22 protein-coding genes and 1 pseudogene are annotated in these 26,538 nt (G+C 68.3%); 7 read left to right on the top strand and 16 right to left on the bottom strand.

Translation table 11 applies throughout. The features are described 5' to 3' along the window. Window positions 1-5 precede the first annotated feature (5 nt). Window positions 6-1,136, bottom strand: coding sequence for a Rieske 2Fe-2S domain-containing protein (locus tag ABD104_RS14280; protein ID WP_176400751.1), 1,131 nt, complete (start codon window positions 1,134-1,136; stop codon window positions 6-8). A 187-nt stretch (window positions 1,137-1,323) separates the two neighbouring features. On the opposite strand from ABD104_RS14280, the gene ABD104_RS14275 reads away from it, so the two are divergent. Then, window positions 1,324-1,866, top strand: a complete 543-nt coding sequence (locus ABD104_RS14275; RefSeq protein ID WP_087839078.1) for a MarR family winged helix-turn-helix transcriptional regulator — start codon at window positions 1,324-1,326, stop codon at window positions 1,864-1,866. A gap of 39 nt (window positions 1,867-1,905) precedes the next feature. On the opposite strand, the gene ABD104_RS14270 is transcribed toward ABD104_RS14275, so the two are convergent. The 7 genes from ABD104_RS14270 to ABD104_RS14240 form a co-directional block, all read right to left on the bottom strand. Next, entirely contained in the window at window positions 1,906-2,883 is a 978-nt protein-coding gene (locus tag ABD104_RS14270) for a Bug family tripartite tricarboxylate transporter substrate binding protein (RefSeq protein WP_087839079.1), read from the bottom strand. A gap of 42 nt (window positions 2,884-2,925) precedes the next feature. Beyond that, window positions 2,926-3,912, bottom strand: a complete 987-nt coding sequence (locus tag ABD104_RS14265; RefSeq protein WP_176400752.1) for an ornithine cyclodeaminase family protein — start codon at window positions 3,910-3,912, stop codon at window positions 2,926-2,928. A 29-nt stretch (window positions 3,913-3,941) separates the two neighbouring features. Beyond that, a complete protein-coding gene (locus ABD104_RS14260) occupies window positions 3,942-5,084 on the bottom strand; it encodes a M24 family metallopeptidase (RefSeq protein ID WP_132980185.1) in 1,143 nt (380 codons plus the stop codon). Between the two features lie 54 nt (window positions 5,085-5,138). After that, window positions 5,139-6,728, bottom strand: a complete 1,590-nt coding sequence (locus ABD104_RS14255; protein WP_087839082.1) for a gamma-glutamyltransferase family protein — start codon at window positions 6,726-6,728, stop codon at window positions 5,139-5,141. Between the two features lie 5 nt (window positions 6,729-6,733). After that, window positions 6,734-7,663, bottom strand: a complete 930-nt coding sequence (locus ABD104_RS14250; protein ID WP_087839083.1) for a branched-chain amino acid transaminase — start codon at window positions 7,661-7,663, stop codon at window positions 6,734-6,736. 55 nt (window positions 7,664-7,718) lie between these two features. Continuing rightward, window positions 7,719-8,231 (bottom strand): MarR family winged helix-turn-helix transcriptional regulator, encoded by a 513-nt coding sequence (locus ABD104_RS14245; protein ID WP_087839084.1) that lies wholly within the window; start codon window positions 8,229-8,231, stop codon window positions 7,719-7,721. A 129-nt stretch (window positions 8,232-8,360) separates the two neighbouring features. After that, window positions 8,361-9,578, bottom strand: a complete 1,218-nt coding sequence (locus tag ABD104_RS14240; protein ID WP_279817047.1) for an MFS transporter — start codon at window positions 9,576-9,578, stop codon at window positions 8,361-8,363. A gap of 98 nt (window positions 9,579-9,676) precedes the next feature. On the opposite strand from ABD104_RS14240, the gene ABD104_RS14235 reads away from it, so the two are divergent. Then, the gene (locus ABD104_RS14235) at window positions 9,677-10,618 is read left to right on the top strand and encodes a LysR family transcriptional regulator (protein WP_087840476.1); all 942 of its coding nucleotides are present in this window, start codon (window positions 9,677-9,679) and stop codon (window positions 10,616-10,618) included. A 62-nt stretch (window positions 10,619-10,680) separates the two neighbouring features. Here the strand turns inward: ABD104_RS14235 and ABD104_RS14230 are convergent, their stop codons facing one another. The 6 genes and pseudogenes from ABD104_RS14230 to ABD104_RS14205 form a co-directional block, all read right to left on the bottom strand. Beyond that, entirely contained in the window at window positions 10,681-11,823 is a 1,143-nt protein-coding gene (locus ABD104_RS14230) for a hypothetical protein (protein WP_132980181.1), read from the bottom strand. Between the two features lie 808 nt (window positions 11,824-12,631). Beyond that, a complete protein-coding gene (locus tag ABD104_RS14225) occupies window positions 12,632-13,597 on the bottom strand; it encodes a Bug family tripartite tricarboxylate transporter substrate binding protein (RefSeq protein WP_087840472.1) in 966 nt (321 codons plus the stop codon). Window positions 13,598-13,629: 32 nt separating this feature from the next. After that, window positions 13,630-14,673 (bottom strand): CobW family GTP-binding protein, encoded by a 1,044-nt coding sequence (locus ABD104_RS14220; RefSeq protein ID WP_087840470.1) that lies wholly within the window; start codon window positions 14,671-14,673, stop codon window positions 13,630-13,632. Beyond that, the gene (locus ABD104_RS14215; protein ID WP_371695952.1) at window positions 14,670-14,996 is read right to left on the bottom strand and encodes a hypothetical protein; all 327 of its coding nucleotides are present in this window, start codon (window positions 14,994-14,996) and stop codon (window positions 14,670-14,672) included. Before ABD104_RS14215 ends, ABD104_RS14220 begins: the two co-directional genes overlap by 4 nt. An 18-nt stretch (window positions 14,997-15,014) precedes the next feature. After that, a pseudogene (locus ABD104_RS14210) lies at window positions 15,015-16,791 on the bottom strand (hydantoinase B/oxoprolinase family protein); the annotation flags it as partial. Next, window positions 16,791-18,884 (bottom strand): hydantoinase/oxoprolinase family protein, encoded by a 2,094-nt coding sequence (locus tag ABD104_RS14205; RefSeq protein WP_087840464.1) that lies wholly within the window; start codon window positions 18,882-18,884, stop codon window positions 16,791-16,793. The gene ABD104_RS14205 and the pseudogene ABD104_RS14210, both read right to left, overlap by 1 nt. A 129-nt stretch (window positions 18,885-19,013) precedes the next feature. On the opposite strand from ABD104_RS14205, the gene ABD104_RS14200 reads away from it, so the two are divergent. From ABD104_RS14200 to ABD104_RS14190, 3 genes are all read left to right on the top strand, one after another. Beyond that, complete coding sequence (locus tag ABD104_RS14200; RefSeq protein WP_279817030.1) at window positions 19,014-19,979, top strand: LysR family transcriptional regulator; 966 nt, start codon at window positions 19,014-19,016, stop codon at window positions 19,977-19,979. A 54-nt stretch (window positions 19,980-20,033) separates the two neighbouring features. Beyond that, complete coding sequence (locus ABD104_RS14195; protein WP_343927700.1) at window positions 20,034-21,545, top strand: helix-turn-helix transcriptional regulator; 1,512 nt, start codon at window positions 20,034-20,036, stop codon at window positions 21,543-21,545. Window positions 21,546-21,834: 289 nt separating this feature from the next. Continuing rightward, complete coding sequence (locus ABD104_RS14190) at window positions 21,835-22,512, top strand: sensor histidine kinase (RefSeq protein ID WP_087840459.1); 678 nt, start codon at window positions 21,835-21,837, stop codon at window positions 22,510-22,512. On the opposite strand, the gene ABD104_RS14185 is transcribed toward ABD104_RS14190, so the two are convergent. Next, window positions 22,509-23,429, bottom strand: coding sequence for a LysR family transcriptional regulator (locus ABD104_RS14185; protein WP_087840458.1), 921 nt, complete (start codon window positions 23,427-23,429; stop codon window positions 22,509-22,511). The genes ABD104_RS14190 and ABD104_RS14185 overlap by 4 nt on opposite strands. 174 nt (window positions 23,430-23,603) lie before the next feature. Between ABD104_RS14185 and ABD104_RS14180 the strand changes: the two genes are divergently transcribed. Beyond that, complete coding sequence (locus tag ABD104_RS14180; RefSeq protein WP_343927699.1) at window positions 23,604-25,025, top strand: amidohydrolase family protein; 1,422 nt, start codon at window positions 23,604-23,606, stop codon at window positions 25,023-25,025. Continuing rightward, on the top strand, window positions 25,022-25,408 hold the full coding sequence (locus ABD104_RS14175) for a tripartite tricarboxylate transporter substrate-binding protein (protein WP_279817024.1): 387 nt from the start codon (window positions 25,022-25,024) through the stop codon (window positions 25,406-25,408). The genes ABD104_RS14180 and ABD104_RS14175 overlap by 4 nt, the downstream gene beginning before the upstream one ends. Window positions 25,409-25,523: 115 nt before the next feature. On the opposite strand, the gene nudC is transcribed toward ABD104_RS14175, so the two are convergent. Further along, window positions 25,524-26,471 (bottom strand): NAD(+) diphosphatase, encoded by a 948-nt coding sequence (gene nudC, locus ABD104_RS14170; protein ID WP_087840453.1) that lies wholly within the window; start codon window positions 26,469-26,471, stop codon window positions 25,524-25,526. Window positions 26,472-26,538: the final 67 nt, after the last annotated feature.

Below are 26,538 nucleotides of genomic sequence, written 5' to 3'. Positions count from 1 at the left end.
GACTCCTAGACGGGATAGGCCAGCGAACCGGCCGGGTTGTCGATGCGTTCGCCGTGCTCGGCCTGCGACACGAAGGCGGTGCGCAGCAAGCGGCGCACCTTGATCACGTCTTCGTCGGGGGCCAGCAGGTATTCGCGCGAGCGCGCCTCGATCAGGTCGCCTTGCGCCTCGGCGGCGAAGGCATCCTCGGTATTGACGAGCTCCAGCCGCGGCAGCGCCACCTCGTTGAACAGGCGCGTGGCGGCGGCGCGTTCGGCCTCGGTCCGGGCGCGCCAGGACAGGAAGCGGACCACCGTCGTGTGCTGGGCGTCCTGCGGGAATTGCCACAGCCGCGACGCGTAGGGCGCGGCGCCCGGCGCCGGCACGATGGGATTGGTGGTCAGACAGGGCAGGCAGAAACGCTGGCCCTTGACGTCGACCGTGAAGTGGCCGTGATTGATCGGCTTGCCTTCCAGGTCGACCGACACGCCGCGCACACCGTGCGAGGTACGGATGATCTTGATGCGGCGGTCTTCCAGCGGCACCTCGTTACTGCCCGGCTTGCGCTCGGCGCGGTGCACGGCCTGCGAATCGGTGTGCAGCACGACGGCGTGGAAACCGTCGCTGCCGTCGATGGCCAGCAGCCAGTTGGCGTTCCAGGTGGAGGTGGGCAGCCGGAAGCAGATGAACTCATCGGGCTTGAGCAGTTCCTCGGGAACCTGGGTCTCGAGCGGCGGCGGCGGAAAGCGGACCGGGTCGCCCAGGTAGGCCCAGATATAGCCTCCCAGTTCCCGCGCCGGATACGCGGGCACGGCCAGCCGGTCGTGGTGGGGAGTGTGCGCGGTCTCCCAGGGGATGAGCGTGCAGCGGCCTTCGCCATCGAAGCGCAGCCCGTGCATCAGGCACTGCAGGTCTCCATCCATGACGCGGCCGACCGACAGGCGGATGCTGCGATGCGGGCAACGGTCGCGCACGACGTTCGGCCGGCCGTCGGCGCCGCGCCACGCGGCAAGTTTTTCGCCCAGCACCTTCAGGCCCACCGGCTTGTCGGCGGGCAACTCTTCCGATTGCAGGATCGGATACCAGTAATTGCGCAGCCCGGAAGGCAAGCCCTCCGGAATCAGCTGGACCAGTTCCTTGACCACGGTGCCACTCATTTCCATCCCCTTGGGTTCCAAGCATGCGGACACTATAAGAAGATGGAAATATCATGTCAAATATCGATGCTTATAAAATACAATGCATTGTTTTTAAATCATTTTTTTATTTGTGTACATATAAGCACACATATAATCAGGCCAACTCATCCGACCGGTGTGGTAACGTTGCCGCCGAGGAGATTCCATGCAGCCCGAACCCGACCACGAACTGCCGGCCCAGGCCGGCTCTACGCGCGACGAGCCCGATCCGCTGCTGGTCATGTACAGCATGCCGGGGCACCTGATCCGGCGCGCCAAGCAGAAGACCACGCTGGCCTTCGCGCCCATCACCCGGCGCTTCAACCTCACGCCCATCCAGTACGTCGTGCTCAAGACGATCTCGATCCGGCCTGGCGTGGATCAGGCCGAACTGGGCGACATCGTGGGACTCGATACCTCGACCACCGGACAGGTGGCCGCCCGGCTGGAGCAACGCTCGCTGATCGTGCGCCGGCCCGACGGCCGGCGCCAGCGCGTCGAGGCCTCGGCCGAAGGCCTGGCGCTGCTCGAACAGCTGGGCCCCATGCTCGAGGACATCCAGGACGAAATCGTCCAGCCGCTGACGGCCAAGGAAAGACAGCAGCTGCTGCGGCTGCTGTCCAAGATGCTGGGCGTGGCCACCCTGTACTACCAGCCCAGGCCACGCGGACGGCGGCGCGCGCCGCGCGATCCGGACCCGGCCGGCTGACGCGCCGCGATGGCCCCGCCCCGGGTCATCGCATGGCGGTCACTCTATCGTCACGCCCGTCCGGGCGATGATGTCCTTCCAGGCCCTGGCCTCGTTCCGCATGCGGTCGGCGAACTGCGCAGGCGAATTCGCCACCGGCAGCGTGCCCTGCTCAACGAACTTGCGCTGCACGTCCGGATCCCCCACCGCCGCGCGAAAGGCGCCGGCCAGCCGCTCGACGATGGCCGGATCGGTGCCGCGCGGCGCCGCGATGCCCCACCAGTTGGCCAGGATGACGCCCGGCGGCAGGCCGACCTCGGCCGTGGTCGGCACCTGCGGCAGGGCCGGCAGCCGCTGGTCGGCGGCCACCGCCACGGCGCGGATGCGCCCCGCCGCGATCTGCCCGGCGACGATGCCGTAGCTGGCGATCAGCAATTGCACGTCATTGGCGACCAGCGCCTGCACCCCGGGCTGCGAACCCTTGTAGGGTACGTGGACCATGCGCGCGTCCAACTGATCGGACAGCATCAGCGCGGACACGTGCGGCACGGTACCCGCGCCTGGCGATCCGTAGTTCAGCTTGCCCGGGTGGGCCTTGGCATAGTCGGCGAAACCGGCGTAGTCGCGGGCCGGCAATGCGCCCGTGATCGTGACCAGATAGGGCTGCTCGACCAGCAGGCTGACCGGCGTCAGCGCCGCCAGAGGATCGAAGCCCATCTTCGGGAACAGGAACTGGTTGATGACGAAGTTGTTCGTCGGCCCCATCAGCAGCGTATAGCCATCGGGCGCGGCGTTGACCACGTCCAGCGTGCCGATGTTGCCCGCCGCGCCGGCCTTGTAGTCGATGATGACGGGCTGCCCGAGCTGCTTCTCCAGGGCCTGCTGCAGGTTGCGCAGCACCAGGTCTCCGCCGCCGCCGGGCGGATAGGGCAGGACGATCTTGACCGGCCGCTCGGGATAGGCGGAGAAGGCGGCGGCGGCGAACGACAGGCTGGCGATGGCCAGGACCACACGGCATCCACTGCATGGCTTGCTCATAAGAACTCCCATGAACGTAAGGAAACCCTGGCCGGCCGGAACCTAGGCCAGGTCGAAGCGCTGTCCCCGGTTCTGCTTGTCGGCGCGCCGGTAGATGTCCCACGCCAGCGCCACGTCTATGCTGCCTATGCCGGTCATGAAAGCCATGACCCGATCCGTCGCGGCGGCCCGTCCCGGGGCGCGGCCGCTCACGATGTCCTGCATGCCGATGCCGCGGGCATCGTCGATGGCCAGCCCCGGCCGGTAGCGCTCGAAGGCGCGCGCCAGGTTGTCCCGGTGGTCGCACACCACGCGGTCGGCCCGTCCATACGTGGCGTCGTCCCACGAGCCCGTGATGTCGAGCGGGATCAGCACCGTGCCCGGCGACCACCACTCGGCCGCGATGGGGTGCGTCTGGAGCTTGGGTACGGAAGACACCACGATGTCCATGTCCTGCACGGCCTGCCGGATCTCGTCCACCGGCGTCAGCGTCCACGGCCCCCGGCCCGCCATGCGCGCGCAGAAGTCCGCCCGCGAGGCGGGGCGCTGCGAAGCCACGAACACTTCCGCGATCGAGGGAAACAGCGCCGCCAGGCAGCGCAGGGACCACTCGCCCAGGCCGCCGCAGCCCACCAGGCCGACGCGGCGCGGCGCCGGGTTCGCGCAATACCTGGCCGCCAGCGCGGCGCAGGCGCCGGTGCGGGCGTAGGTGATCCACATCCCTTCCATGATGGCCACCGGCACGCCGGTGACCGGATCGTTCAGCACGATCAGCGCGCTGGAGTCCGGCGCGCCATGCCGGGCATTGCCCGGAAAGAACGACACCCACTTCATGCCCAGCGCCTGCTGCCCCGCCACCCAGGCGGGCATGGCGTGCAGGAAGCTGGACGGCCCGTGCGGATGCAGCGCGACCTTGGCCGGCACCTCGACCTCGCCTGCCGCGTCGCGGCGGTAGGTGTCCTCGACGACACGGATGACATCGGCCAGCGGCGGCGCACAGCGCGCGACGTCGGCGGCGGACAGCAGGAGCGGTCGTATGGCGGCGGGCATGTCGGTCTCCATCGAAGCCTGTGGGTTCGCTAGGAAATGACGTGCAGCCGCCAGTCCAGGGAGCCCGAGATGATCTCGCACCCCCGCGCGCGCACGATCACGTGCTCTTCGGCGTTCAGCAGCCCTTCCTGCGTCTCGATCTTGGGTTCCGGCGTGATGCTCATGCCTTCCTGGAACACGTGCGCATCGAACGCGTTGATGTAGGGCGGCTCGTTGACCAGCCCGATGCCGTGGCCGATGCGCTTGGCGGGGTGGTCCGAGTAGTTGGTCCAGCCGGTCCGGGCCAGCAGCGACTGCGAGTACTCGAACACCGACGCGGTCGTGACGCCGGGCCGGATCTTCTCCATCACCTGGAAAAGGATTTCCCACATGCCGTCATGCTCGCCCTGCTGGCGCGCGCTGGGCGCGCCGAACACCGCGCGCCGCGTGATGTCCATCTTGTAGCCGTTCACGCTGCAGCCGCCGTCCAGGTAAAGAATGTCCCCGCGCCGGAAGGCGCCGCCGGGACCCGTGGCGCCCAGCGCCACCGGCGGCCCGGAATCCAGGTCCGCGCCCAGTTCGGCGTACAGGGCCATGATGCGCTGCTGGACCGCGCGCTGCGTCACGCCCTCGTTCAAGGATCCCAGGCATTGCGCCCAGGCCCGCGATCCGATCGCGCATGCCTGTCGCAGCTGCTCGATCTCCCATTCGGACTTGATCATGCGGCAGGCCCAGATCACCGGCGAGGAATCAACCCAGCGTATGCCGGGCAATTCGCCGCGCAGGCGGTCGAGGTCCGCCAGCCCCAGGCCCAGCCGGGGTTCGTTGCCCAGCTCGATGCCCAGCCGCGCGGCGTGCAGCCCGCGTTCGGCCAGGATGTCGCGCAGTCCCCAGTCGGTGGCCGGCTCACGGTCGAACGGCATCTCGGGGTAGATGCGCCGGTCGGCCACGCAGGGATGGCCCGGCCGGCGATACAGGCGCGCGAACATGTCCGGACCGCTCCAGTTCACCAGGGCCGGTTCGCCCTCGGCCGGCAGCACGAAGGCCGCCGGGCGGCCGGGGCTGGCCTTCTCGCCGGTGAAGTAATAGAAACCCACGGGGTCGGTAACCACCAGCCCGTCCATGCCGGCGCGCGCCATTTCCGCCCGCGCGCGGGCCATCCTCGCTTCGAACTCCTGCCGTGGCACGCTCACTGTTCGCTCCTCCTGTCGCCGCGCCGCGTCCCTTGGAAGCGTGCGACGCGGTAGTCAAAAGCCGACGGCCGCGCCGTCCTTGCGATGGTCCGATCCCGCCACGTAGCCGTCGCTGCCGCGCAGGATCAATTGCGCGCCGCCGAACGCGAAGGCCGCCTGCGGCGATTCCTGCCGCACTTCGTGGCCAAGCGCCAGCAGGCCCGCCACGCTGGATTCCGGCATGCCGGCCTCGACCAGCACCTTGCGTCCCGACACCACCTGCCAGCGCGGCGCGTCGGACGCGGCCTGCGGATTCTGGCCGTACAGCTGCGTACGCACGGCCAGTTGCAGATGCCCTTGCGCCTGCATCGGCCCCCCCATCACGCCGAAGCTCATCGCGGGCTGGCCCGCGCGCATCGCGAAGCCGGGGATGATGGTGTGCAGCGGCAGCCGCCGCGACCCCACCAGGTTGGGATGCCCGGGCCGCAGCGAGAAGCCCATGCCGCGGTTCTGCAGGCTGATGCCGGTGCCGGGCACGACCACGCCCGAACCGAAGCCCTCGTAGTTGGACTGGATGAACGAGACCATCATGCCCGCCGCGTCGGCGGCGGCCAGATAAACCGTGCCGCCCTGGCGCGGCGCGCCCGCGCCGAAATCGCCGGCGCGCGCCGGATCGATCAGCGCCGCGCGCGCATCCAGATAGTCATCCGCCAGCAGGGACTTCGGGTCGACCTGCATACCGGCCGGATCGCCGACGAAGGCCTCGACGTCGGCGAACGCCAGCTTCATCGCCTCGATCTGCAGGTGCATGGCCTCGATGCTGTCGACCGCGTGGCGACGCAGGTCGTGGCGCGCCAGGATGCCCAGCGCGATCAGCGTGGCGATGCCCTGCGTATTGGGCGGAATCTCGTGCACGTCGACGTCGCCGATGCGCTGCGACAGCGTGCCGCACCAGTGCGCCTCGTGCGCGGCCAGGTCGTCGCGCGTCATCGCGCCGCCATGGCGCGCGGCATGCGCGACCAGGGCCTCGGCCAGCGCGCCCCGGTAGAAAGCCTCGCCGCCGGTGGCGGCGATGGCCTCCAGCGTGCCGGCCAGCGGCGCATTGCGAAAGGTCTCGCCGGCGGCAGGCGCGCGCCCGCCGGGCAGGAAGGCTTCGGCAAAGCCCGGCTGGTCGGCGTAGTTGGGCGCGATGCGCTGCCACAACGCGGCGATGAGCGGACTGACCGCGAACCCTCGCCGGGCGTAGTCCACGGCCGGCTCGAACAAGCGCTCGAACGGCAGCGCGCCGAAGCGCCGGCTCAGCGCCACCCACGACGACACCGCGCCCGGCACCGTGACGCTGTCCCAGCCACGGCGCGGCATGGTCTCGCGCCCGGCGAAACGCGCCGCATCCCAGGCGGCCGGCGCGCGCCCGCTGGCGTTCAGGCCGTGCAGGCTCGCGCCGTCCCAGACAATCGCGAAGGCATCGCTGCCCACGCCGTTGGCGGTGGGCTCGACCACCGTGGACGCGATGGCGGCCGCGACCGCCGCATCGACGGCGTTGCCGCCTTGCAGCAGCATGCGCAGCCCGGCCTGCGCCGCCAGCGGCTGCGAGGCGCACACCACGTTGCGCGCCAGCACCGGCGAACGCTGCGACGAATAGGGCAATGCGTAGTCGAGATCCATGGCGCTCAGGCGGGCACGCCGGCCACCGGGGTCACCCAATGCGCGTAGCGTTCGTCGCGTCCGCGCACGGCATCGAAATACAGCGACTGCAGCCGCCGCGTCACCGGCCCGGGCACGCCCTGGCCGATGGGCCGGTCGTCCAGCGCCACCACTGGCGTGACCTCGGCCCCGGTGCCCACGAAGAAAGCCTCGTCGGCGATGTACATGGCGTCGCGGGTGAAGAACTCCTCGCGCACCACCAGGCCCGCGCCACGCGCGAGCTGGATGATGGAGTCGCGGGTGATGCCGTCCAGGATATAGGTCAGCGGCGGCGTGATCAGTTGCCCGTCGCGCACGATGAAGACGTTCTCGACCGAGCCCTCGGCCACGTGCCCCTCGGCGTCCAGCAGCAGCGCCTCGTCGTAGCCGCCGCGCAGCGCATCGGTGCGCGCCATCTGGAACAGCATGTAGTTGCCGCAGGCCTTGGCCTTGGACATGTTCGAATTGATGTGATGCCGCGTATAGGACGAAGTCTTGACCCGCGTGCCCTGCTCCAGCTTGCCCTGGCCCAGGTATTCGCCCCAGAACCAGACCGCGATGCCCACGCTGACCTTGCACCCCGTGTAGTTCAGCCCCATGCCGCCGTAGCCGATGTAGGCCACCGGCCGCAGATAGCACTGCGAGTGGCCGCTGGCCGCGACGGTTTCGCGGCAGGCCTCGACGATGGTTTCCCGGGTGTAGGGAATGTCCAGCCCGATGATCTTGGCCGACTTGAACAATCGGTCGATGTGGGCGTCGAGCCGGAATATGGACGTGCCCTGCTCGCCGTCATAGGCGCGTATGCCTTCGAAGACCCCGAACCCATACTGGAAACTGTTGCTGACGAAATGGACGGACGCATCCGCCCAATCCACCAGCTTGCCATCGATCCAGATGGGTGAACCCTGCTCTTCCATGACCGCCTCCTTCCAGGAAAGGCCGACTGCAAGAACTGCTTGAAGGGATTGCCGCTTACTTGATGGGAGAAATCTTCAGGTTGCGCAGCATGCGCTGCAGCGTGGTGCGCAGGATCTCCAGGTCCGCCGGCGGCACGTCGTGCACCGACCACTCGTACTGCGCCGACACCGCCGGCAGCATCGCGTCGAGCAGGTCGCGCCCGGCCTGGGTGATCGAAACGATGACCGCGCGGCCGTCGTCATCGTCCTGCTCGACGGTGACCAGCTCCTGCGCCTCCATCCGGCCGATGGTGCGGCTGAGCGTGGAGGACTCGATCAGCGTCAGCTCGATCAGGTCGCGCATGCGGGCATGGTCGCGGCGGGTAAGCGCGATCAACACCCGGTAGACGCTGGCGGTCTGGTTGAAGGGGCGCAGCGCCTCGGTCAGGCTGATGGCCAGCCGTTCGGACACCTGCCGCAGCAGGTAGGCCGTCTTCTTTTCGCTGCGCTGGTCCGAGAAGGCATCCGGCTCGTCATCGACCGGATCGACCGGCTTGCGGCGGGAGGAACGCGTCGAGCTGGAGGCCATGGCGAAGGAACCGTGATGGTTGCGATGGCCTATTTACTCACAAATAAACTTGCATATGCAAGTTCTTTTACAAGAATATTTTCATTTGATATCGCATAAAAACGGGAGGCCCACAGCCTCCCGCTCCTGCTAGCCCCCCACGCGCGCCATCCTCACCCCCAACGCCCCCAGCGCCGTCGCGGTGGCCAGCCCCACCACGCCCAGCCAGCCCGCATGCGCCCACACCAGGCTGCCCAGCCCCGCGCCGGCGGCCATGCCGATGAACATCCCGGCCACCAGCAGGGCGTTCAGGCGGCTGCGCGCCGCGGGCTCCAGGCCGTAGACCTGGGTCTGGCTGGCAACCAGCGAGGCCTGCACGCCGAAGTCGAAGCCGATGGCGCTGGCCACCAGCAAGGCGAGCTGCGCCTGTGCCGGCAGCACCTCGGTCAGCGCCAGGCTGGCGAACGAGACGGCCGCGATGATGGTGGCGATGCGGGCCACGCCGTCGGAGCCGCGGCGATCGGCCAGCCGGCCCGCGAAGGGCGCGGCCAGGGCGCCCGCCGCGCCGGCCAGGCCGAAGGCGCCGGCGGCCGTGCTGCCCAGGTGGAAGCGGTCGTGCAGCATCACGGCCAGCGTGCACCAGAAGGCGCTGAAGCCCACCGCCAGCAGCCCCTGCGCGTAGACCGCGCGGCGCAACGCGCCGTGGCGGCGCCACAACTGCGCCATGGAAGCCAGCAGCGCGCCGTATCCCAGCTGCGCGGTGGGCGCGAAGCGCGGCAGGCCGCGCGCCGCCACCACGCCCACGCCGGCGATGGACACCGCGGCCACCACGAACATGGCGCGCCAGTTCCAGTATTCGGCCACGAAGCCGCTGATCACGCGCGACAACAGGATGCCCAGCAGCAGGCCGGTCATGACGGTGCCGACGGCCTTCCCGCGCTGCGCATCCGGCGCCAGCGTCGCGGCCGCCGGCACGATGTCCTGGGCCAGCGTGGCCGCCAATCCCACCGCCAGGCTGGCGGCCAGCAGCCAGCCCACGCCCGGCGCCAGGCCGCTCAGCAACAGGGCCAGCGCCAGCACCGCCGACTTGCCGACGATGATGCGGCGGCGGTCGTAGCGGTCGCCCAGCGGCGCCAGCAGCAGGATGCCGGCCGCGTAGCCCAGCTGGGTCAGGGTGGGCACCAGGCCCACCGTGCCTTCACCGGCCCCCAGGTCCTGGCCCAGCAACCCCAGCATGGGCTGGCTGTAGTAGATGGAAGCGACGCTCAGCCCCGCCCCGGCGGCCAGCAGGCCGACCAGCGAGGTGGTCAACCGCGTGGCGGGTGCGGCAGATAGGGACGCACCATGCGCGATTTGTATGGATGACATGCTCGTAAACCCGTAAACAGAAGTGTGGACGGGATTGTGCATGGCGGTAGTTACGTCGTGTAGCCCCTGTAGGCGCAGATTCGTTATACGCTTGACGCATGAAAACCGGCGCCTCCCCGTCCATCGATCGCATCGAACTGATGCAGACCTTCGTTCGCATCGTCGAAGCCGGGAGCCTGTCCGCCGCCGCCGTGCAACTGGGCACCACCCAGCCCACGGTCAGCCGCAGGCTGCAGACGCTGGAACGCCTGCTGGGACTGCGCCTGCTGCAGCGCTCCACCCACGGCATGATGCTGACTAGCGACGGCGAGCGGTGCTACGCCCATGCGAAGGAACTGGGCGAAACCTGGGACGCCATGGAAGCCGACCTGCGCGGCGCCCACGACGAACCGCGCGGCACGCTGCGCGTGCTGGTGCCGCACGCCTTCGGCCAGGACCAGATGATGGCGCCGCTGACCGACTACCTGCGGCGCTATCCCGAGGCCTCGGTCGAATGGCTGCTACAGGACCGCCACGCCGATTTCATCGCCGAAGGGCTGGACTGCGCGATCCAGGTAGGCGCGGTGAACGACCCGGACGTCGTCGCCATCCTGCTGGCCGAGGTACCCCGCATCGTCGTGGCCGCGCCGTCCCTGCTACCGGACGACGCGCCGCCGGACGAGATCACGACCCTGGAAAGGCTGCCCTGGGTCGCGCTGAACATGTACTACCGCAACGAGGTGGTGCTGACGCGCGGCGCGGACGGCCTCAGCCACCGCTTCCCCATCCGCCCGCGCATGAGCACCGACAGCCTGTACGCGCTGCGCGCCGCCATGCTGGACGGCGTGGGCGCCGGCATCACGTCGGCCTGGGTGGTGGCCGACGACCTGCGCCAGGGCCGGCTGCGCCACGTCGCGCCCCAGTGGCGCGCCGCCTCGCTGCCGGTCTACCTGATCTATCCGTACGCCCGCTACTATCCGGCCAAATTGCGCGCGTTCATCGACATGATGCGCGCCGCCATGCCGACCATGGCGGGCGTGGCGCCGGCGGTACCTTCCTAATCCTGGCAGCTGCGCCTTGATGGGTATGGCAGCAACGCTGCCATTTCCTCCCTCATGCCTTGCTATCGCGCCAGCATCTGAACCGCTCGCGCATGCAAGTCATGTTGCCCCACCCCGGGCAGAAGCGAGACCTGCCCGGTGTTGGACAATCGTTGCAACAGTTGCTTGCGCTGGGGCTCCGTGGCCTTCGAAGCAATCGTAGGACCGAACTGCGCCGCCATGACCGCAGCGACCTGCTCTCCGCCGGAAGACGATCCAAGCAACTGGCCGAGCATGAAATCCGGCATGGCGCTATCCGATACGCCAGCCAGGCGCCCCCGGGCCTCCAGCCAATTGTTGTAGTCCACGTAGGGGAATCCTCCGGAGGCCCATCCTGGCGTGCGGCCGGGCTCCTGCGCCAAGAGAAACGCATCGAGCTTCTGCCGGCTGCCTGCGCCGATGGACTCGGTGAACTTTTCGGACTTCAGGTAGGCGCCCAGAAGACGCGTCAGCGTGACGGCTTCCGGTCCATTTGCGCGAAGCCCGCCGAGTACGAGAATGGAATCTATGGTCGCATCCTGGTCGGCAGCAGGCAACGCGGGAATCTGGATGATGGATTCCCGCATGAAATGCTCCGCGCCCAAGGCGCCCCGCTGGTTCGCCTGATGGATCAAAGCCGCCGCGCGCGGCCCGGGAACTGCGCGCGAATAAGCCAGCACCGCTGCGCGGGCAACGTCGCTATCCTGGTCAGCCGCTGCATGTTGGAGAAAAAGTAGGACATCGCTATTCCGGATCTGATCAGCGTCAGTAAGAGCAGGACCGGCCGAGGGCGCACGATAGATGCCAGCGATGGCCTGGACCAACTGTACGCGGTTCTTGCTCGGCGTGTCCTTCCGCGTAAACTCGTCCTTCAGCGCCTGCAGTTGGTCAACTGGCTTGAGAAACCCGATGGCACTTACGGTATAAGCCGCGAGTGTCGGCACTGTGCGATACATCTGATAAGCCTTCCAGAGTGTGTCGAACTTAGCCTGAGTACTCACGCGTTGGTTCTCGATCAAAGCACGCGTCGCGATATCCAGATCACCGATGCTCTGACTCTTGGCCGCCTCGTTTACAGAGCCCAAATAGGTCTCGGCCGGGCTAGCCAAAAGGTCTTGTGCGGCAAGAGCCTGGGACAAGCCGGAAAGGACGATCGCAAGTGCAATATTGCGCATGTTGAATGTCATCTCGGCCTCCCTTACCGAATGCTAAACGCGTAAAACATCGTGTTGGGCAACTGCGTGCCGGGGAAAGAAGCAACGGGGACCGTATTGCCGGTTCTCCACACCTCTCGCACGAAGGTATCGCATCGGAACTGACCCATCGTCGGCCCCTTATAGACCGGCTGGGCCGGGGGACCCCAAGGGGGTGATTCTGGGGTGTACCAGCCTCCAGGTTGTGGATGGGTATAAAACACCGTTGTCGTGTATGTAGCTCCAGCGGCCCACCAGAGGCTTGCCTGCCACTGGAGCGCATAGTCCGGCGCATACGAAATGAGGTTGTCGCAATAGGCAATGTTGTTGCACACCTGAACATTCGGTCGGCTCATTAGCGAGGAGTAATAACTCGCCCCCCAATAGGACGTCCTCGACTTGAAGTTTGCGAGCGTATTCTGTTGAAGCGGTGTCGCTTCATCCAACATCTCAATCACGTAACCAACTGCGCCACTCCAAAGACCGACGTGGCCGATCGAACCAAGCAAAGGCACATTTAGGTCGCGGCCGACCATGTCTGCGTTCTGCCAGGGATCCGCGGCATGAACGAGGGTTGCAGCGCAAGCGATGCTGCAGCTGTGAGCACGCGTTTCATGTTTCCTCCCGCAATATTCTCTGATTGGTGAATAACGAAAATAAGCGATGCTTTTAAATAACGAAACAGGAAAAACCCTAAATAGGTGCTCACATTGGTGAACCCTCGGACCTCCCCCACGTCTGTAATTGAAAATGCGTTGATTCGGGGGCTAGCACTCCAGTCGGTTCGCCACCGCCCCCGCGCTCACTCGACCGTGATGTTCGCCGCCTTGACCAGTCTGCCGTACTTGGCGCTTTCGGCGCGGACATAGTCCGCGAACGCCGGGGGCGACGAGCCCTTGCCGACAAATGCCTGTTCGCTCAGCGTCTGCTTGACCCGCGGCGAGTCGATGGCCTTGCGCACGGCGTCGTGCAGCCTGGCCACCACGTCGGCGGGCAGGCCCGCCGGCCCCCACAGGCCGTACCAGGACACCATCTCGAATCCCTGCAGGCCCGATTCGGCCACGGTGGGCACGTCGGGCAGCGACGGCAGGCGCTGGGCGCTGGTAACGGCCAGGGCCTTGGTGCGGCCGGCCTTGACCGGCGGCAGCGATGACGGCACGGCGTCGATGACGGCGCTGATGTGGCCGCCCATTAGGTCGGTCAGCGCCGGCCCGGTGCCCTTGTACAGCACGACGGGGATGTCGGCCTTGGCCTCGTAGCTGATGGCGGCTTCGGCCAGGTGGCTGGCCGAACCGGCGGCGGACGCGCCGAAGAAGTATTTGCCGGGCGCCTGGTGCGCCAGCGCGATGAACGCCTTGAGGTCTTTGGCAGGCACGCCGGGGTTGGCGGTGACCAGCAGCGGCACCTCGCCCAGGTTGGTGATGGGCGTGAAGTCCTTGTGGATGTCGTAGGGCAGGGACTTGAGCAGCCACGGCCCGGCCGCGAAGGTCGAGGCGTTGACCAGCAGGGTGTAGCCGTCGGCCGGCGCGCGCGCCACGGCTTCGCTGCCTATGGATCCGCTGGCGCCGGCGCGGTTCTCGACCACGAAGGTCTGGCCCAGCTGATGGCCCAGGCTGTCGGCGAACACACGCGCCACCGCGTCCACCGTGCCGCCCGGCGGATAGGGCACGATGACGCGGACGGGCCGCTGGGGATAGGCCTGCGCGCTGGCGGCCATCGTGGCGGCGCAGGCCAGCAGGCCCGCGAGATATCTGATGAAAGGCTTCATGTCGGTCTCCTTGTCGTTGTGATGAGGCGGGGCTAGGGTTGTCGGCGCTCGAAGATCCTGAGCGTGTCGTCGACCAGGTCGCGTTCGACGTCGCGGGTGATGAAGACGATGCGGGTGCGGCGGTCGCCGTCGGGCCAGGCGGGCAGGAAGGAATGGGGATGGAACACGTGCTGCACGCCGTGGATGACCACCGGCGTGCCGGGATGCTCGACCACGTTGAGGATGCCTTTCACACGCAGCAGGTCGGGGCCGCGCAGCGTGGCCAGCATGGCCAGCCAGCGCTGCACGCCGGCCCAAGACACGGGTTCGTCGCGGGTCACCACGTACGAGCGGATGCGGTCGCCGTGGCGGGTGCGGTCGTGATGGTGTTCATGTCCGTGCCCATGATGGGCGAGGTGTCCGTGCGCGTCGCCATGTGCCTCGTGCGCCTCGGCACGCAGCCAGCGCCGCACGTCGCGCGGGCGGCCGTCGGGCGCCGCCAGCCAGTCGCCGTCGTCCTTGCCGGCGCGTACCAGCTCGGCCCCGGGGTTGATCGCCCGCAGCCGGTGCAGCAGGGCCTCGGACTGCGCGGCGGACGCGAGATCGGTCTTGGTCAGCACCAGCAGGTCGGCCACCGCCGCCTGCTTCACGGCTTCCTCCTGCCGGTCCAGCGTATCGATGCCGTTGCAGGCATCGACGGTCGCGGCCACGTGGTCCAGCCGATAACGACGCGCAACCTCCGGCTCGCTCATCAGCGTGTGCAGGATGGGCGCGGGGTCGGCCAGCCCGGTGGTCTCGATCACCACCCGCCGCAGCGGCGCGGCCTGGCCCGCCAGCCGCCGGTCCAGCCGGTCGAAGGCCTCGACCAGGTCGCCGCGTATGGTGCAGCAGATGCAGCCGTTGGCCAGCAGCACCATGTCCTCGGCGCTCTGCTCCAGCAGATGGTGGTCCAGTCCGACCTCGCCGAACTCGTTGATGATGACCGCCGTGTCGCGCAGCGCGGGCCGCGCCAGCAGGCGGTTCAGCAGCGTGGTCTTCCCGCTGCCCAGGAAGCCGGTCAGCACCGTGACCGGTATGCGGTCGTCCGTCTCCGTCATGGCAAGGCTCCGGAACGCGCGCCGCCGTGCAGGCGCGCGAAAGAACTCAGGGTGCGATCCAGGCGGCCCAGCAGCCATGCGGCGCCGGCGGCCGCGGCATCGTTGCCGGGATCGGCCAGCGCCGCCAGCACCGCCGCCACGCCACCCTCCTGCCCGGCCGGGGCGTGGCGTTCGAGCAGGGCATGGGCCTCGGCCTCGCCCAGGCGCCCGGCCTCGTCGCGCAAATAGTCCAGGATGTCGCGCTCGAAATCCTGCAGTCGCAGCGTCACGCCACCCATGCCGCACGCGCAGGCGCCGCCCATGGACACGTGCTGCAGCGCCACGTCGTTCCACAGGCGCAGCAGCGCGGCGGCGCGGGCGGCGGCATCAGGCGGCACGGCGGCCCCGCAGCGCCTCGGTGGCGGCCTGGTCCACCGCGCCTTCCGCGGTCACCGCCACGCCATAGACATCGCGCGCCGCCTGTGCGCTGACATAGCCTTCGCGCACGTCCTCGGCCACGGTCTCGGGATCGCGCCCGCGCGGATCGCCGAAGCCGCCTCCTCCGCCCGACAGCATCTTGTAGGCATCGCCGCGCTCCAGCCGCACGTTGAAGATCTTGGCGTTGGGCATGCCGTCGTCCCATTCGCCCTTGCGGCGGATGGCGATGCCGTTGCCCGCGGCCTCGTGGCCGCCCTCCAGCCCCCAGGGCTTGCAATGCATGCGGTCGATGCGCGTAGTCACCGCGAAGGGGGACAGCGCCTGCACCACCATCTCCGCGCCCAGCCCGCCGCGATAGGTGCCCGCGCCGCCGCTGTCGGTGCGAATGGCGTAGCGTTCGACCAGGACCGGATACTTGGCCTCGAGCTGCTCGGTGGGACTGTTGTGGGTATCGCCGTCGTTGATGCACACCGTGACCGACACGCCGTCCTCGCGCGACTTCGCGCCCCAGCCGCCGCCCAGCGGGCCGATGCCGACGATGAACAGGCGGCCGTCCTCGGGCGAGATGCCGTGGATGTTGGGAAACACCAGGTCGGCATGGTGGCCGGCGATGGCGCGGTCGGGTATGGCCGGCGCCAGCGCCTTGAAGATGGTGTCGATGACGGTCATGGGGAAGGTCATCCAGACCCGCATCGGGAACGGGCGTTCGGCGCTGATGACGGTGCCCATGGGCATGACGACCTTCAGCGGACGGAAGCTGCCGTCGTTGACCGGATAGTCGGTGGGCGTGGTCAGGCACTTGAAGGCCACCTGCGCGCAGGCGATGCCGGTGGTGAAGCCGGAGTTGTAGAAGCCGCGCACCTGCCGGCTCACGTCCGACAGGTCGATGGTCATCTCGTCGCCCTGCTTGATCACCTTGACGCGGATGGGAATGCGCCGTCCCACGTCCACGCCGTCGTCGTCCATGTAGGACTCGGCCTCGTAGACGCCGTCGGGAATGCTGAGCGTGTTCTGCCGCGCCACCGCCTCGGACTGGTCCATGATCTGCGCGATCGAGCCGTGCACGGCGTCGGCGCCGTAGCGCTGGACCAGCTCCAGGAAGCGCCGCTCGCCGGTGGTGATGGCGGTGATCTGCGCGCGCAGGTCGCCCAGCGCGCGCTCGGGCAGGCGCACGTTCATCGCGATGATGTCGACCAGGTCCTGGTTGACCACGCCCGCGCGGCGGTACTTGACGATGGGAATCTGTATCCCTTCGGAGAAGATGTCGGTCGTGACCTGGCCCAGCGTGCCGCCCACGTCCAGCCAGTGCGCCATGCAGCAGGTGAAGGCGACGATGCGGCCTTCGTGGAACACCGGCATGGTGAAGGTGAAATGGTTCAGGTGGCTACCGGTGACATAGGCGTCGTTGGTGACCAGGATGTCGCCGGGATGGATGTTCTCCAACCCGAAGTGGCGGATCTTGGCCTTGACGGTCTCGGACATCCCGCGGATGAACATGGGCAGGCCCAGGCCGATGGACACCGTGTCGCCCTCGGGCGTGAACAGGCCCACGGTGAAATCCAGCGCCTCGTAGATGATGAGGTTGTAGGCGGTCCTCATCAGGTTGGTCTTCATTTCCTCCGTGACGGCCAGGAGGCCGTTGCGGATGATCTCCACCGTGACCGGATCGACGGTGGGCTGGTTCGTTTCTCGCGCGTTCATCAACGTTCGCTCCCGATGGCCACATGCAGGTTGCCGCAGTCGTCCACGGTCAATTCGTCGCCCGGCTGGACGACGGTCGTGGAGGCGTGTTCTTCGATCAGGGCCGGCCCCGGGATACGGTTGCCGGCCAGCAGGGCGTCGCGGCGGTACACCGGCGTCGGCACCTGGCCGTGCGAGCGGAAGTACACCGGCTTGGTGGCGCGCAACGCGTCCTCGGGCGGCGTCTGTCCACCGGCCCGCACCGCGTGGCGCGGCGGCTTGCGCATCACGCCCAGCACGGTCACGCGCAGGCTGACGATGTCGGCCGGCTCGGCCGGCGCGCTGGTGCCGTAGCGGATGGCGTGGACGTCGTCGAAATGGCGCTTGATCGCATCGCGGTCCTGGCGTTCGAAATACACGCGGGGCAGGTCGACGGTGACCGCGTGCTCCTGGCCGACGTAGCGCATGTCGGCCGAGCGCTCGATGACGATATCGTCCGGCCGCACCGCCGAGGCCGCGACGGCCGCGCGCCCTTCTTCTTCCATGGACGCGTACAGCGACTCGATCTCGTCGAACGAGAGATCGTCCAGGTGGCGGAACACCGAGCGCACGTAGTCGTAGCGCAGGTCGCTGAACAGCATGCCGTAGGCCGAGAAGTAGCCCGGCGCGTAGGGAATGAGCACGCGGCGGATGCCGAGCTCGCGCGCGATGGCCGAGGCATGCAGCGGCCCCGCGCCGCCGTAGACCACCATGGTGAAGCTGCCGGCGTCCAGGCCGCGTTCGGTGGTGACGGCCTTGACGGCGTGCGACATCGCCGTCACCGCGATGCGCAGGATGCCGTCCGCAGCCTCGACCGTCTCCAGGCCCAGCGGCGCGGCGATGCGCTCGTGCATGGCGGCGCGCGCGCCTTCCAGGTCCAGCGGCATCTCGCCGCCCAGGAAGTGCCCGGCGTCCAGGCGGCCCAGGACCAGGTTGGCATCGGTCACGGTGGGCTCGGTGCCGCCACGGCCATAGCAGACCGGGCCCGGCATGGAGCCGGCGCTCCGCGGCCCCACCCGCAGCGCATTGCCCAGCTCGACGCGCGCGATGCTGCCGCCGCCGGTGCCGACCTCGAAAATGTCCATCATGGGGATCTGGATCGGCAGGGCCTTCTCGTAGCCGCCGATCAGCGCGCTGCCCGTGGTGAGCGGCCGCCCTTCGCTGATCACGCCGGCCTTGGCCGTGGTGCCGCCCATGTCGAAGGCGATGGCGTCGGGCAGCCCGAGCTGCGCGCAGATCGCCTGGGCGCCGATGACGCCCGCGGCCGGACCCGATTCCAGCATGCGGACGCATTCGCGCCGCGCATGTTCCAGCGGGAACAGGCCGCCGGTGGACTGGACCGCATAGAAGTCGCCGCCGAAGCCGCGCTCGCCCAGGTGCGTCTCCAACTGGCCCAGGTAGGCCGACACGCGCGGACCCACATAGGCGTTGGCGACGGCGGTCGACACGCGTTCGAACTCGCGGTATTCCTGCGACAGTTCGTGCGAGGCGGTCACGAAGGCGTGCGGCAGTTCCTCGAGCAGGATTTCCTTCACGCGTTTCTCGTGGTCGGGCTGGCGATAGGAATGCAGCAACAGCACCGCCGCCGCCTCCACGCCCTGCGCCTTGAGCTCGCGCGCGACCTCGCGCACCCGCGCCTCGTCCAGCGGCTTGTGGACGCTGCCGTCCGCGCGCAGCCGCTCGGCGACTTCATAGCGCAGCGAACGCTTGACCAGCGGCGTGTGCTTGGAGAAGAACAGGTTGTAGGCATCGGGACGGTTGACGCGGCCGATCTCGTAGATGTCGCGGAATCCCTCGGTGATCAGCAGCGCCGTCTTCGCGCCGTTGCGTTCGAGCAGCGTATTGATCGCGATGGTCGAGCCATGCAGGAAGAGATAGCCGTTGCGCAGGTCGATGCCGGCGCCGTCCAGCGTGTGCTGGATGCCCTCGACCAGCCGGCCGTGCGTGGACAAGGCCTTGCCGAAATGCAGGGTGCCGGCGCTTTCGTCGAACGCGGCCATGTCGGTGAACGTGCCGCCGATGTCGACGGCGATGCGCAGGGGCGCCGGTGCGGGCGCCAGATTGGGTGCGGTCATGGTGGTGGGCGCGATGCGCGCGATGTCGTGACGGCTGGCAGTGTAGGAAGCGCGCAGATATCTTCCTAGACTGGTATCCGAGATTTCAGACATGCCAAAATAGAGATGTCTTCACGCAGGCGCCGTCCCATGAACCATGCCGATCTGAAACTGTTCGTCGAAGTGGCCGAAAGCGGCAGCTTCACCAAGGTGGCGGCCGCGCGCATGACCGTGCAGTCGCACGTCAGCCGCCAGATCGGCAACCTGGAACGCGAGTGCGGCGGCAGGCTGTTCCGCCGCACGGGCCGCGGCGTGGTCCTGACCGAACTGGGCGAGCACATCATCGCCCGCGTGCGCACCTGGCTGGCCGACACCGATCAGTTGTTCCGCGAGATCCGCTCCACGTCCACGGTGCCCATGGGCGAGGTCCGCCTGGGCATCCTGCCTTCGGCCGCCCATCCGCTCCTGACCACGCTGTTCGGCCGCGTGCGCGAGCAATACCCCCTGATCCGCCTGAACGTGCGCGAGGGGCAGGGCGGGGAACTCGATGCGCTGCTGGACGCGGGCCTGGTCGACATGGCCGTCCTGTTCCGCTTCCACAAGCCGGCCAGCGCCGAGGAACGGCTGCTGGCCACCGGCCACACCTATCTCGTGGCGCGCCCCGGCGATACGCTCACGCGGGCGCCCTCCGTCGATTTCGCGCGCCTGCAGGACCTGCCCCTGGTGCTGCCCCGGCGGCCCGCCCACTGGCGCGCGATCCTGGACGAGACCGCCCGCAGCAAGGGCTTCGCGCTGCAGGCGGTGATCGAGGCCGACTCGCTGACCGCGCAGAAGGAACTGGCCGCCACCCAGTCGGTATATGCCGTCCTCGGGCCTTATTCGATCATGCACGAACTGCGCCAGGGGTCGCTGCAGGCCACCCGCCTGGTCAATCCGGACCTGCGCCGCTACGTCACGCTGGCCTTGCCCAAATCGGGCGTGATGACCCCGGCCTGCCAGGCGGTTTCAGCGATGTTGCAGGACATCGTCGCGCAATGGGGCGGCGACCTCAGTCCGCCCGACAGGGCGATGGGATACACTGCCCGGCACCATCGCGCCAGGTCCGACTCCAGATGAAGCCCCACCGCGTCATCCGGCGATAGTCGCCACGCAACCCACAGGGGCACCGGGATGAGCAAGAGCACCGACAAGCCACGCGCCGACCGGCGCCTGCTGCAGCAGATCATTTCGGGGCTGGCCGAGGGCGTCGTGCTTCTCGATCCCGACGGCGCGGTCGTCTGGGCGAACGAAACGGCGCTGGCCATCCATGGCGCGGGAAACCTGGCCGCCCTGGGCCGCACGGCCCAGGACTACGTTGCCGCCCATACGCTGAAGTACCGCAACAACCACGTCCTGGCTCCCGCCCAGTATCCCATCATGCGGGTCCTCGCAGGCGAAAGCTTCACGGACGTCGTGGTCGAAGTGACCCGCCCCGCCGACGAATCATTCCGCCGCATTCACCAGGTGCGCGGCCTGGTCCTGACCGGCGCGTCCGAGGAACCCGAGGCCCTGGTGCTCGTGATCCAGGACGCGACGGACCGGTACGGCGCGGAGGAACGCTTCGAGCGCGCCTTCAGTACGAACCCGGCGCCCGCCATCATCTGCGGCCTGACCGATCTGCGCTACCTCAAGGTCAACCAGGGTTTCCTGGACATGACCGGACATGACCGGGAAGAAGTCCTGGGTCGTTCCATGTATGAACTCGACGTGCTCAACGAAGCGGCGCGGCGCGACGAGGCGATACGCCTGCTCCAACAGGGACGCACCATCCCCCAGATGGAAGCCACGCTGCGCCTGAAGGACGGCGGCACCAAGCTGGTGATCGTGGCCGGCCAGCCTCTCGAGGTCTGCGAGGACCCCTGCATGCTCTTCACCTTCATGGACCTGGAGCCCCGCCGCCGCGCCGAGGACGCCCTGCGCCAGACCGAGGAACGCTTCTCGAAGGCCTTCATGCTGGCTCCCGTGCCGATGGCGGTGTGCAATCGCGGCGACTTCGCGCTGATGGCCGTGAACGAGGCCTTCATCGCCGCCACCGGCCACGAGGCTCCGGAAGTCCTGGCCAAGACGCCGGCCGATCTGCACCTGTGGGCCGATGCCGCCGTCCATCGCAAGCTGAAGGACGACCTGGATGCCACCGGCAGCGTGCGCAACGCCGAAGTCGCCTTGCGCACGCGCGGGGGAGACGTGCTGGACTGCCTGCTGTCGGCCGAGACCGCCACCATCAATGGCCAGGCCTGCGTGCTCGTGGCGATCCAGGACATCACCGACCGCAAGCGCGGCGAGGAAGAGCTGGTCGCGGCCATCGACGCGGTCATGCAGGACGCCTCGTGGTTCAGCCGCACCGTCATCGAGAAGCTGGCCCAGATCCGGCGTCCGCAGGACACGCTTGCCAGCACCGCGGCGCTGTCGGAGCTGACGCCGCGCGAATACGAAGTCCTGGGACGCATGTGCCAGGGCGAGAACAACGAGCAGATCGCGGCGGCGATGCGGGTGTCGCCCAATACGGTGCGCAACCACATCGCGATGCTGTACAGCAAGATCGGCGTGCATCGCCGCAGCGACGCCATCGTCTGGGCGCGCCAGCGCGGCGTCACCGGCTACGAAGCGCCGGCCAAGGGAAGACGGCACGCGCGTCCCCGCTAGGCCGCCGTCTTCGGGACAGAAATACTATCGCCGCTGGTACGGACTCATCTAGCCGCTGTCCCGGCTCGACGCTACAGTCTGTTCCTCCCCCAGTCCGGCAACGGACGGCACCCTTACCATCGATGAGGAGTTCGCATGGACAAGGATCGCATCGGCGAAGCCAACGACAAGCTGCGTGGCGACCTGAACGAGAAATGACGCAGCGGTGGCCCCCGGTCCCGGTCCCGGACCCAGCGGCCGCCGTCCCATCCCAACCGGGACCTTCGCATCCGGTCCACCAGCAGCCTACATGACAAGCAAGCGCGTTCCGCAACACGACGCCCCGCCAGCCGATCCGGTCTCCACTCCGTCCTCCGAGGACGCCAGCACCACCCACGAATTGCGGCTGCGCGAACTGCACCATCGCATGCGCAACGGCCTGCATCTTCTTTCCAGCGCCCTGCAGGTCCAGGCCAGGCGCTCCGACAACGAGGACGTGCGCCGCGAACTCGGTATCGCGGTCAGCCGCATCGAAAGCCTGGTGCGGCTGCACGACCATGCCTACCGGCACGAGCCCGAGGCGGCGCCCGACGCCGCCACCTACCTGGCCGACCTGGCCCGGCACCTGCAATCGGCGCTGATCGATCCCCGCTCGGACCGCATGCTGGCCATCGTCTCCAACGGCGCGGTTCCGCTGGATGGCGAAGCCGCGATGTCGCTCGGCTCGGTCCTGATCGAGCTGGCGACCAATGCCGTCAAGTACGGCGCCGGCAACGTCCATCTCGACGTGGAGTACGGCCCCGGCCTGGTCACCGTGATCGTCGAGGACGAAGGCGTGGGCTTTCCTCCGGAATTCGAGCTGCCGGCCGATGCCGGCTTCGGGCTGCGGCTGGCCGGGCGCATCTGCGAACAGCACGGCGGCTCGCTGACCATCGACCGCTCCGTGGCCTTCGGGCGGATCATCGCGGTCATCGGACTGGCGCGCTAGGACGCCAGCCGCCAGCGCGGATCCCGCTCGAAGCACGCCGACACGAATTCGACGAACTCGCGTATCTTCAGCGACGAATGCCGCGGCCGCGGGTGGATCACGTACAGGGTGCGCGACGCCGGCGTCCAGCCGGGCAGCACCGGTACCAGCCGCCCTTCGTCCAGCGCCTGCGCGATCATGAAGGTCGGCAGCATGGCCAGGCCCGAGCCGCCCAGCAGCGCATCCTTGAGCACCTGGCTGTTGTTGCTGCGCAGGCTGCCGCCCACATGCACCATGCGCTCGGTGCGGCCATCCGAGAAATGCCATTCGTCCGGCGCCGGCCCCCGGTCGTAGATCAGGCAGTCGTGCCGCTTCAGGTCCTGCGGCGCAGCGGGCGCCTCGCGCCCCGACAGGTAGCCGGGCGAGGCCGCCACGGTGCGCGTCATGCGGGCGATGGCGCGGGTGGCATGCGTGGGATGGTTGACGTATTTCTGGTTGCTGCCCAGGGCCAGCGCAACGTCGTAGCCTTCGTCGTCCAGGTCGACGAAGCGGTCGTTCAGCGTCATCTCGACCTTGACGGCGGGAAACTGTCGCAGGAACTCGCCCATCATGACGCCGAAGCCCGCGTAGTCCAGCGAAACCGGCGCGCGCACCTTCAACACGCCGCGCGGCATGGTCTGCATCGAGGCGGCCGAACGCTCGACTTCCTCCAGGTCATCCAGCAGCCGCGCGCACTGCGCGTAGTAGCTGCGGCCCGCCTCCGTCACGTTCAGGCGGCGCGTGGTGCGGGCCACCAGCGAGGTGCCCAGGTGCAGCTCCAGCCACGTCAGGTACTTGCTGACCGATCCGACCGACATGCCCAGCTGGCGCGCGGCCAGCGTGAAGCTTTCGTGCTCGACGACCTTGCGGAACACCGACATCGCCACGAACCGGTCCATATTTTTTCCGGATTGGAAAGCAATTTTTTGATCTGACGATGTTTATCGCCGATGTGGAAAATGTCAACATGGCTTCCACACGCAGTCGCGCGCGTCCTGCCTCCGCCCACCCGGCGGCCCACGGCCTGGTGGCCCGGGCCCCGGGGATCTCCGCCATCGCATCCGAGGGGACACATGAGCCGCACGCTGATCAGGAACGCTTCCATTCTTTCCATGGATCCCGCCGTGGGCGACTTCGCCCAGGCCGACATCCTCATCGAAGGCGACAGGATCGCCGCCATCGGCCCCGGCCTGAACGCGGCCGCCGACGAGGTGGTGGACGGCACGCACCGCATCGTCATGCCGGGCATGGTCAACGCCCATATCCATACCTGGGAATTCCAGCTGCGCGGCATCGGCGCCGACTGGGTCGGCAGCCGCGACTACCATGCCAACCTGCACAAGAAACTGGCCACCTACTACACCGCTCGCGACGTCTACCTGGGCAACCTGCTGGGCGCGCTGAACCAGTTGCGCAACGGCACCACCACCATCGTCGACTGGTGCCACATCCTGCGCGACGCCGAGATGACCGACGCCGCCATCGACGCGCTGGAGGAATCGGGCATACGCGCCGTGTTCGCGCGCGGCACGGTCAAGCCGCCCGAGCGCGAGGGCGCCGTCCCCTACTACAAGCAGCCTTTCCCGCGCGACGAGATCCATCGCCTGCGCACCGGCCGGCTGGCCACCGACGACGGGCTCGTCACGCTGGCCATGGCCATCCTGGGCCCGGACTGGGGCGAGTACGACGTGGCCGTCCACGACATCCGCCTGGCGCGCGAATACGGCCTGTTCAACTCCGCCCACACCTATGGCCGCAAGGGCAAGCGCGTGGTCGAGGACGGCTATCCGCGCCTGGCCCGCGAAGGCTTGCTGGGCCCGGACCACAACATCGGCCACGGCAACTGCTTCGACGACACCGAACTGAAGATCGTGCTGGACGCCGGCTGCACCATCACCGCCACCAACCTGACCGAAATGCTGAACTACGAGCAGCCGGCCATGCTGGGACGCCTGGTCAAGCACGGCGCCACGCCCTCGCTGGGAACGGACTGCGATCCCTATTTCAACAGTTCCATGCTGTGGGTCATGCGCCATGCCTTCCTGCACCAGCGCGAACTGGACAACCGCAGCCTGCACGCCGAAGGCAAGTGGCCGGCCAGCACGCAGCACTCCACGCTGACGCGCGACGCCATCTACTGGGCCACCATGGGCGGGGCCAAGGCCTTCGGCCTGGACGGCAAGACCGGCTCGCTGGCGCCGGGCAAGCAGGCCGACCTGATCATGATCGACACGCGCGGCATGAACATCTTTCCCGCCCATGCCGGCGGCAATCCCGCGCACATCGTCGTCATGTACGCGGAAACCTCGGACATCGAGAACGTCATGGTGGCGGGCCGCTTCGTCAAGCGCGACGGCCGCCTCGTCTTCGACGCCGGCCGCCTCGCCCGCGTGACGGACGAACTGCTGGCGTCCCGCCTGCGCCTCTTCCAGGAAGGCTCGTTCAAGAGCGTGCCGGTCGAGCGCGGACCCCAACCCGGGAGGTTCCTGGTATGACACGCCGCCGATTCATCCGCGACCTGGCCACGCTGGCCGGGGCCGCCGCCACCCTGCCCGGCGCCCGCGCGCTGGCCCAGGATGCCTGGCCCGCCAAGCCCGTCCGCCTGATCCACGGTTTCACCGCCGGCGGCGCGGTGGACATCCAGGCGCGCCTGCTGGCGCAGCAACTGACCGAACGCCTGGGCCAGACCGCCTACGTCGAGGGCAAGCCCGGCGCGGGCGGCACGCTGGGCGCGAACTTCGTGGCCAAGGCCCCGCCCGACGGCTACACGCTGTTCTTCATGGCCTCGGGCCATTCGGCGGCGCCGGGGCTGTACAAGTCGCTGCCCTTCGACCCGGCCGGCGACTTCACGCTCGTCCATAAACTTGTTCCGATGTAAACAATTTTGAAACTATATGGAGGGAAGTCCTAATCCGCCGGTCCGGCTCCGGCCCCCCCGCTTCCGGGGATCGTCCCCCCGCGCGCCCCAGGCTCCCAGGCCGCCCGGCCTGCGCTCAACCCAGCGCGGGACCGGTCCCTTCAACGAAGGCCCGCACCAGGTGATGGGCGATGGCGTAGGGCCTGGGCGCGGACAGCCCCTCGGGATGCGTGCCGTCCAGCATCTGGCGGACTTCCTCGCGGGTGAACCAGCGCGCGTCTTCCAGCTCGTTGCGGTCGATCACGATGCCGGTGCCTTGCGCGCGGGCGAAGCAGCCTATCATCAGCGACGACGGGAAGGGCCAGGGCTGCGACGCGAAGTAGGCCACCTCGGCGCAGGCGATGCCCGCTTCCTCTCGGATCTCGCGCCGCACGGCGTCCTCGATGGTCTCGCCCGGCTCCAGGAAACCCGCCAGGGCCGAGTACATGCCCGCCGCGAAGCGCGGCTGGCGGCCCAGCAGGCAGCGGTCGCCGTCCACCGCCAGCATGATCACCACCGGGTCCACGCGCGGAAAGTGCTGGGCGCCGCAGGCCGGACAGTCGCGGCGCCAGCCCGCGCAGGCCACGCGGCTGGGCTCGCCGCAGTTGGCGCAATAGCGATGCCGGTCGTGCCAGCTCAGGATGGCCTTGGCGCCGCCCAGTTCGCCCAGCACGTCGGGCGGGAACAGGCCGCGCATGGCGATGCTGCGCAGGTCCAGCAGTTCCAGCCCGGACCGGGAGGCGGCCGCCTCGGCCAGCCCGCCGTCCAGGGCCACGGCGAACAGCGGGCGGCCCTGCTCGTCCTGCCCCAGGAAGATCTCCTGCCGCGCGGGTCCCAGGCCTATCCAGGCCTCGGCGGTGAACAGGGGGGAAGGCGCGGCGCCGCTCGCATCCAGCAGGGGCACGTCGCCGACGAAAACCATGAACCGGGCCGCCGCATCGTGCCGGCGCGCCCGGACGAACTCGCCGTCGGCGCGCGCCTCGGACATGCGGTCGAGCGGATTGAGGCCGAAGCCCACGGCGGCGGAACGGTCGAAGGGTGGCATGGAATGGCGGGCGGCCGCGCGCAGCGTGCCACCGCAGAGTCGTCTGATCGACGATTCTAACGCCGTG

The organism is Pigmentiphaga daeguensis (assembly GCF_039523035.1).
Lineage (GTDB): Bacteria > Pseudomonadota > Gammaproteobacteria > Burkholderiales > Burkholderiaceae_B > Pigmentiphaga > Pigmentiphaga daeguensis.
This window is presented reverse-complemented; position numbering and strand designations above follow the sequence as displayed.